6 protein-coding genes and 1 tRNA gene are annotated in these 8,305 nt (G+C 63.2%); 4 read left to right on the top strand and 3 right to left on the bottom strand.

Annotation, left to right across the window (positions count from 1 at the left end; translation table 11 throughout):
- The first annotated feature begins 246 nt into the window (after positions 1–246).
- The 3 genes from JOZ79_RS01135 (at position 247) to JOZ79_RS01125 (ending at position 3,121) form a co-directional block, all read left to right on the top strand.
- Positions 247–331, top strand: a tRNA-Leu gene (locus JOZ79_RS01135).
- A gap of 102 nt (positions 332–433) precedes the next feature.
- Positions 434–2,053 (top strand): trigger factor, encoded by a 1,620-nt coding sequence (gene tig, locus JOZ79_RS01130; protein WP_294069413.1) that lies wholly within the window; start codon positions 434–436, stop codon positions 2,051–2,053.
- A gap of 84 nt (positions 2,054–2,137) precedes the next feature.
- Positions 2,138–3,121 carry a glycosyltransferase family 2 protein gene (locus tag JOZ79_RS01125; protein WP_294069410.1) on the top strand — a complete coding sequence of 328 codons (984 nt, stop codon included), beginning with the start codon at positions 2,138–2,140 and terminating at the stop codon, positions 3,119–3,121.
- A gap of 219 nt (positions 3,122–3,340) precedes the next feature.
- On the opposite strand, the gene JOZ79_RS01120 is transcribed toward JOZ79_RS01125, so the two are convergent.
- Genes JOZ79_RS01120 through JOZ79_RS01110 form a run of 3 tightly spaced genes read right to left on the bottom strand, consistent with a single transcriptional unit; the run spans position 3,341 to position 6,596 of the window.
- The gene (locus JOZ79_RS01120) at positions 3,341–4,729 is read right to left on the bottom strand and encodes a hypothetical protein (RefSeq protein WP_294069408.1); all 1,389 of its coding nucleotides are present in this window, start codon (positions 4,727–4,729) and stop codon (positions 3,341–3,343) included.
- Positions 4,729–5,742 (bottom strand): glycosyltransferase family 2 protein, encoded by a 1,014-nt coding sequence (locus JOZ79_RS01115; RefSeq protein WP_294069406.1) that lies wholly within the window; start codon positions 5,740–5,742, stop codon positions 4,729–4,731. The genes JOZ79_RS01120 and JOZ79_RS01115 overlap by 1 nt, the downstream gene beginning before the upstream one ends.
- The gene (locus tag JOZ79_RS01110; RefSeq protein WP_294069403.1) at positions 5,739–6,596 is read right to left on the bottom strand and encodes a PIG-L family deacetylase; all 858 of its coding nucleotides are present in this window, start codon (positions 6,594–6,596) and stop codon (positions 5,739–5,741) included. The genes JOZ79_RS01115 and JOZ79_RS01110 overlap by 4 nt, the downstream gene beginning before the upstream one ends.
- A gap of 395 nt (positions 6,597–6,991) precedes the next feature.
- On the opposite strand from JOZ79_RS01110, the gene JOZ79_RS01105 reads away from it, so the two are divergent.
- Positions 6,992–8,305: calcium-binding protein (locus tag JOZ79_RS01105; protein ID WP_294069401.1), on the top strand; the 1,314-nt coding region annotated here is incomplete at its 3' end.

Raw genomic sequence — 8,305 nt, 5'->3', positions numbered from 1 at the left:
ACGGCGAAGGGACATCGACGTCTGGTCCGCGGACTGGAGTCTCGGGCGGGGCCTCGGTCGGCTGGCCCGGCTGAGGCGGCTGGGGAGGTTGCGGAGGCTGCGGAGCTTGCGGCGGCTCGGGGGCCTGGGGCGGCTGCGGGGGCGTGTCTTGCATTCGGCGGGACTCCTTTGCTGGTCAACGAACGCGGTTGCGACGGGTTGCCCCTCCCGGCACGGCTGGTATAGCGCGGCGCTTCGTCGGGCCGCGCGCGCGTGGCGGAACTGGTAGACGCGCTGGATTTAGGTTCCAGTATCGAAAGATGTGGGGGTTCGAGTCCCTTCGCGCGCACCATTTTCGCCCACAGCCTGTCCGGGGGACAGGCGAGGACGAAAATCGCCGGTCCCCTGACCGGCGCCGTACTGCAAATTTCATCAGGACCTGAGCATCGTGACCATCAAGACCGTCGAGACCGAGAACGAGGGCCTGAAGCGCGCCTTCATGCTGACCATCCCCGCCGAGGACATCGAGGCGCGGGTCGAGGACGAGGTGAAGCGGATCGCTCCTCAGGTGCGTATGCCGGGATTCCGTCCGGGCAAGGTCCCGCCAAACCTCATCCGCAAGATGCACGGCGAGAGCCTGCGCGGCGATGCACTCAACACCGCGGTTCAGGACGGGGTCCAGCAGCTTCTGACCGAGCAGAACATCCGTCCCGCGTTGCAGCCGCAGGTCGAGCTCGACGAGGGCTATGAACCGGGCAAGGACGCCGAGGTGACGGTCCGCCTGGAGGCTCTCCCCGAGGTGCCGGCGGCGAACATCGAGGATATTGCGATCGATCGCCTGACCGTTGAGGCCGACGAAGCCGCGGTTGACGAGCAACTGCAGCAGCTCGCCAACTCGTCCAAGGACTGGACGGACGCCGCGGAAGGCCAGGCCGCCGCGAACGGCGACCAGGTCGTCATCGACTTCGAAGGCAAGGTCGGCGGCAAGGCGTTCGAGGGTGGCAAGGGTGAGGACATGGCGGTCGAGCTTGGCTCGGGCCAGCTGATCCCGGGCTTCGAGGACCAGCTCGTCGGCGCCAGGGTCGGCGAGACACGCGACCTCAACGTCACCTTCCCGGCCGATTATCCGTCGGAGAACCTGAAAGGCCAGGCGGCCGTGTTCACCGCGACGGTCAAGGCGGTGAAGACCGCAAGCGAACGCAAGGTCGACGAAGATTTCGCCAAGTCGCTCGGTCTTCAGGACCTCGACCAGCTCAAGGGCCTGATCCGCGACCAGCAGACGCAGGAACTCAACCGCCTGACGCGCACCCACATGAAACGGCAGCTTCTGGATCTGCTCGCCAGCCGGCACGACTTCGGAGTGCCCGAGAGCATGGTCGACGCCGAGTTCCAGAACATCATTGCCCAGCTCCGCCACGAAGCGAGCCACGAAGAGGATCCGCAAGCCGCACTTGCCGAGATCGAAAAGGAAACGAGCGAGTATCGCCAGATCGCCGAGCGCCGGGTGCGACTCGGCCTGCTGCTGTCGGAGATCGGCGCGCAGAACGGCGTCGAGATCAATGAGCAGGAGATGCGGGCGCTGATCGCCCAGGCGGCCTCGCAATATCAGGGCAAGGACCGCGACGCGTTCCTTCGCTATGTCCAGCAGGAGCCAATGGCGGCTGCCCAGCTGCGCGCTCCGCTCTACGAGGACAAGGTCGTCGACTTCCTGTTCTCGAAGGCGAGCATCACCGATCGGGCCGCGACCCGGGCGGAGCTGGAGGCGGACCTCGAGAGCGAGGAAGGCCACGTTCACGGCCCGGATTGCGGCCATGACCATTCGCATGACTCAAAACCGAAGGCGAAGAAGGCGGCTTCGAAGAAGGATGCGGCCAAGAAAGCAGCCGAGGTCGACGGCGCGCCTGTCGCCGAAGAGCCGGCCAAGGGATCCGTCGAGAAGGCTCCTGCTAAACCCAAGCCTGCGAAGCCGGTAAAGGACGCGGCGGCGTCCAAGGCTCCCGAAGCCAAGGCCGAAGAGAAGCCGGCCGCCGCGAAGCCTGCTGCCAGGAAGGCCCCTCCCAAGGCTAAGAAATAATCGTCGTTCCCGCGCGCGCAGGAACCCAGTAACACCGGTGGAGGCTGGGTCCGCGCCTTCGCGGGGGTGACGAGCATGGGGGGAATGTTGGCAAGCACGCACCAACCGCGCATCGCCGTGCTTCTGCCGTGCTACAATGAGGAAGCAGCGATCGGGGCCACGGTCGCCGGCTTCCGCGACGCGTTGCCCGTGGCGACGGTCTACGTCTACGACAACAACAGCAGTGACCGGACGCGCGAGGTTGCTTACGCCGCCGGTGCGATCGTCCGCACGGAGCGGCAGCAGGGCAAGGGCAATGTCGTCCGACGGATGTTCGCTGACGTTGACGCCGATGTCTACATCATGGCTGACGGCGATCTGACCTATGACCCCAAGGCGGCTCAGGCGATGGTCGCGATGCTCCTGGATGAGCAACTCGACATGGTCGTCGGCATCCGAAAGCACGAGCAACGGGAGGCCTATCGCGGGGGTCACGTGCTCGGCAATCGGTTATTCACGGGCATCCTCTCCAAGCTGTTCGGCCGTAGCTTCAGCGATATCTTCTCGGGTTACCGCGTGTTCTCGCGACGGTTCGTGAAGAGCTTCCCGGTTCTCTCTTCAGGCTTCGAGATCGAGACCGAGATGAGCGTCCACGCGCTCGAGCTCCGGATGCCGGTTGGCGAGGTTGAGACCGTCTACGCCGCGCGTCCCGAAGGCTCCCAGTCGAAGTTGTCGACCTATCGCGACGGCTGGCGCATCCTGAAGACCATCACGACCCTCTACCGCACAGAGCGGCCGGCCCTGTTCTTCGGCAGCATCGGCGTGTGGCTGGTGGTCCTTGCGCTGCTGCTCGCGGTGCCGCTGGTCGTGACTTACCTGCATACCGGCCTGGTGCCGCGCTTTCCGACCGCGATCCTGATCACGGGCATAGTCATCATCGCCGTCCTGTGCGGTTTTGCTGGCCTGATCCTCGATACCGTCACCCGCGGACGGCGCGAGATGCGCCGGCTCGCCTACCTTGCCCAGCCGGCGCCCGAAGGCTCCACGGCGACCTTCCCGGGCCGCGGAAGGCGGAACCAGGTTCGCTAGCCGGTTTGGCTACCAGGATCGCTCCCTGACGAGATCTCCCGCAAGTTCGACGTGCCCGCGCCGCCGACCGAGCATTGGATCAAGAGGTTGACGGCAACGCCGTGACCACAACGCCATCGCGAGGCAAATGACACGAAATCAGCATTCGTGACGCCGCAGCCCCGATGAGCCGCTGGCGGTGGCGGAGGCGCGCGCGGCGTGGCGAGCAGGCCTTCCGAGTCAGGCCGGCTTGGACTTGATCGTAGTAGTGGCGATGTGGCCGCTGCCTCGCTCTTCAACCAACGCCAGGGCGAACAGGCCGAAACCGACCGCAATCGGCCAGACGAATACGCGGTCGGTGAACCATGCGTGCTCGATCATCAGGTTGAGGAAGAACAAGCACCATAGACCCGGGATGGCTGCCGAGAGCGCGAGCAGCAACGATTTCTCGCGCAGTGCTGGCGAGACGTCACTCTGGCGCAACCGCCACAGCCCGTACCCGCCCGCAAGCGCGGCGATCGCCAGCGTTCCCGCGGAAAGAAGCCACATGCCCCCAGTGAGCGCGTCGATCGAGCGGATGGTCTCATGAATGGCGAAGGCGGGTCCTCTCCCACCGGACAACTCGCCGTAGGGATCGAATATCGTCAGGCGAAGCACTTGCGAGGTCGCATCCCCGGCCAGGCCCCCGGTACCCGTCATCATCGTTGCGAGCATCTTTGCGAAATAGAAGATCGCTCCCGCCGATAGGAATGCGACTCCCCCGGCGCTCGATGCCACGACAGGCCGGACACGTGCCGAAGCGACGAGCGGGGCGAGTCCGATCACCATTGCAAGGCCAATCGGAATGCCTCCGGTGAACAGTTCGAAGATCATTGTCAGGACACCGAACACGGCGGCGGCGAGGACAGTGAGGGTGAGGCCGGCAGGAGCGAAGGCCATTGCGGCCACGGTCACAAGATACGCCGCAATCACGGCATCCGCGGGGCCGTGGCCAAGCGATTGCGAGAAAGATTCAAGGCCGAAGTAGCGCATGAGCGCGAGACTGCTGATGGCAATCACCGTGAAGGCCGTTGCGTCGCGCCTGCGCGCAAGGCCGGCAAGCGCCAGTGCAAGCCCAAGAAGCAGCAGTGTCGACTGCGTCGCGCGATTGATCGTCCGGATGCGCGTGATGCTGGCGTACGGCAACAGAGCTCGGAGAAGGATGACTGCGCCATTCGGATAGCGGTCGTAATAATAGAGATTGCCGTTAGGTGTTGCGCCACGATTGAGAGCCCCCAGCACGGCGCAGGGATTGGTAGTTAGGCTCGGCTCGGGGCCGAGGTCCATCAGGATTGGCGACAAGGCAAGCCGGGCAAGGTCGCCGCGCTGGTCCGACGCCATGACGAGGATGAGACAATCATTCCATTGATGGCTGCCGATCGTAGTCGAGCCTTCCTGGTCATAATTCTCGACGAGCTTGCCGGTGGCGAAGGCAACCGCGATGCGGGCCCGGAATAGCCCGGGATCGCCTGGCAGGACCGAGCGACTGGCAGCGATAAAAAGGCCAAATCCGATAAGTCCGGCAAGCGTCGCTATGGCGGCCGTGATCCAGACGATCGAGACCGGGCGAGGAATGACTCTGCCTATCATCAGCGCCGACGCCAATCTTTCAGTTCGAGTTGAGGATTGTCGGTCACTCGACGCCGAGGGGGTGAAGAAAGGATTCTCTGGAGCGGCCGGGTCGGCACATTGGCAATATCGAAGGCAAGGGCGTTCAGAAGCAATTGGAAGCCGAGGATGATCGGCAGCATCGCGATCATCACCGTGCCGACCGAGGTGTCCTGGCCACTGACCGCGCTATGCCACCACGTGATCGTCCCAAAAGTCAGGCCGAAGACGAACAATATCAGACCGCCGATCGTGTGGACCGTGCCGACGCTGAAGTCGCGGAGGATGTAGGTGTAGAAGAATCGGCGAATGCCATTGCGAAGATGACCCATGAGGAACGTAGGGATTGCCCGGAAGACCCGCAAATTGCTGTTCTCTGTCCCATAGCGTGCCGGCATCGGAACATCCTGGACAACCGCCCGCGCGATGTTGAGGCGAAATAGCAGATCCGATTCGAAAAAGTACCGCTTCGACACCTTCGACCATTCGACCTCGCGCGCGGCAATCCTTCCGAGCGCAGTAAAGCCGTTGGTAGGGTCCATCACGTTCCAGTATCCCGAGGACGCCTTGTTGAGCAGGGACAAGAATGAATTGCCCATCAGGCGCGTGACGGGCATGCGCTTCATATCGCGTTTCCGATAGAAGCGGTTACCCTTGGTATAGTCGGCTTCGCCGGACACGATCGGCGCAAGCAGCGCGGGAATGAACTCCGGGTCCATCTGTCCGTCGCCATCCATCTTGATGATAATGTCATAGCCGGCCTTGAGAGCAGCGCGATACCCAGCGATCGTCGCACCTCCGACCCCCTGGTTTTCCGGATTGCGCAGAACGGTCACTAACTGGCTTGCGAAGCTTTTCTCGATCAGGTCGCCGGTGCGCTCGGGGCAGCAGTCGTCGATGACGAAGACGTGGTCGAAGGCGTCGAGAGCGGCGGACACGACCTCCGCGGCGTGCCTGCTGCAGCGGTAGCAGGGGATGACTGCGGCTAACCTCATGCCTCAGCCATCCTTCGGAGAGAGGCGCGGCAGGTCGTCAGCAACTCCGCTGAGTGTTCAAGGAGCTCGCCGAACGCGATCCCATTGCGGACCTCGTACAGGAGCGGGCGTTCAGTCGGACGCTGGCTCAGGCGGTCGTAGCGGACTGCCTGCCATTCGATCCGGCTCCGGGTCAGCGAGCGCCAGATAATGAACGGCCCAAGTCCGATGAACGAGCGCCATTGCGAGCGGTAATGGCGCATCATTCGCCTTGCCAGCCGCCGTTCGACGAGTGTCAGTTTTGACGACTGCACCGGACCATTGGCGGCGAGCGGTGCGGAAACGCTGAAGGCGGGCGCCGGGAGACGATCGGCTGCACGGTAGAACGCGACCTGCCAGACATCCTCTTCGAGCCCGCGCTTGGCGGCAAAGGCTGCGGCGATGAGATGGGCCGAGTCATGGTCGGGATGCCCGCCCTCCCATGCCAGGGTGAAGATTCCGGCAATCGGGACGTTCGGCGGCACCAGCCGCTCGATCGCTTCGAGCCCACGGCACAGATGCTTGTAGAGATGACCGTCCTCGATGCCTTGCTGGCTGCCAAGGAAGCTCAAGCTTGAGCGGTCAATTCCGATAGACGCCAGAGCGGCCTCGCTTTCGGCATGGCGAACCGCCGCGGAGGCGCTGCGCAAGGCACCATCGGCAAGATAGATGAGACGAACCGGCTTCGCCTGGCGCGCAAGACGATAAAGTGCAGGCGCAAAGGCCAGTTCGTCGTCCGGATGAGCCAGGATGAACAGGGTGGTTCCCCGCTCGCACTGCGTTGCCGCCGCCGCCATTCGATCCCTCGGGAATCCGCTGCCGAAACCGCTGTTCACCTGAATTGCGACATCATTGATTCGTGAAGTCAAGCGCGTCCGCGTGGACGTTTCACCGTCGGACGGCGGCGTCAGGCACGGGTCTGCTGATCGACGTCCGTTCGATCGCGGTGGGACAGCGAGCCAGGATGAAGAAAAAGGGGCGCGACCAAAACAGCATGTTGGAGCCTGAACTTACCGTTTTTGTGTTTTACTTATTGTCTCACGCCGATAGCATCTCACTCAGCGCGAACGTCATTTCGCGTGAGTAAAGGCTTAGGGGAATCGCTCAGAACCTGGTCGCATCGCCATTGGCGCCCGTCCTTCGCGCCGTGACCGCTCGTCCGACTGGCCATCCTGCAAAGCTGATCAGGCCTCGCCGCCCGCCGGCGCGGTTGCGCAAAGGGGAATGAGGCATGCCAACTTTCACGGGGACGAACGGCAACGACATCTGGACCGGCGGCAGCAGCGACGACTACGCCCGTGGCGGAGCCGGCAATGACACATTGAGCGGTGGTGACGGCAACGACCATCTTGCCGGCGAAGCCGGGAGAGACACCCTTAATGGTGGAAATGGGGACGACGCCCTGGCGTCGGGTCCTGTCCAGGCCGACTGGGATAACGGCTACTATGTCTATTATGAGGAAGCATCCCTCGACACTGGCACGGAACGCGACACAATTTCAGGTGGCGCCGGTGATGACCATATCTGGGCCGGCTATGGCGATAATGTCGATGGTGGCGCCAACGGCTATGAGGGCGATTACTTCAGCATCTCATTCCTGGGTGCCCCCTCGGGCATCACGGCAGATTTCAGCCTGGCATCTCAGACGATCGGCGGCGGCGTCATCAAGGATGTCGAGAATCTGGTTTGGGTTCAGGGGAGCAATTTCGACGATACAATCAACGCGGAAGATCGTTCGTTTGGCTATAGCACCTTCGGCACGGTGCTCGGCATGGGCGGCAACGATCATTTGATCGCCGGCTATTACACTGGGACCCTGGACGGCGGCGACGGGGACGACATCGTCGACGGGCGCAACAGTCAGTATCTAAACGCGGTCCTTGGCGGCGCCGGCAACGACACGCTCTATACGAACTCCAACACCTTCGCGCGGGCGGACGGAGGAGCGGGCAACGATACGATCTACGCGCATGGGACCACGAATGGTGGAACCGGCAACGACACGATCGTGATGCAGTACACCTATTACGGCGGGCTGGTTGACGGCGACGCGGGCAATGACACCATAACGGCCGCTGACAGTGGCAATACGATCGCCGGCGGAGCCGGTGCCGATCACATCAACGGTGGCAGTGTCGACGACAGGCTGGGTTCGGCCGACTTCCTGCCCAATTCGAGCACCTTCGCCGACGACGTTGGCCTCGAGCATGACGTCGTGAACGGCGGCGGCGGCGACGACTATGTCTCGGTTGGCTACGGCGACGACGCCGACGGAGGCAGCGGCGACGACACTTTGCACCTGTCGCTTGGGGGGGCGACCTCGGGCGTTACTTTGAACACCGGCACGCTTGTCGGCGGTTCCGCGACGATCGGCGGCGGCACGATCCAGAATTTCGAGACGCTTGAATATGTTCTCGGGACCAGTTTCGCGGACAAGATCACGACCGCGACTCAAGATAGCCTGCTGACGCTCGACACTGGCGCGGGCAATGACACCATCACGACCGGCGGGAGTTCAGTGGACGTTCTCGGGGGCGCCGGCAAC

Source organism: Sphingomonas sp., assembly GCF_019242355.1.
Taxonomy (GTDB): domain Bacteria; phylum Pseudomonadota; class Alphaproteobacteria; order Sphingomonadales; family Sphingomonadaceae; genus Sphingomicrobium.
Note: the sequence above shows the minus strand (reverse complement) of the source record. Positions and strands in the feature narration are given on the sequence as shown.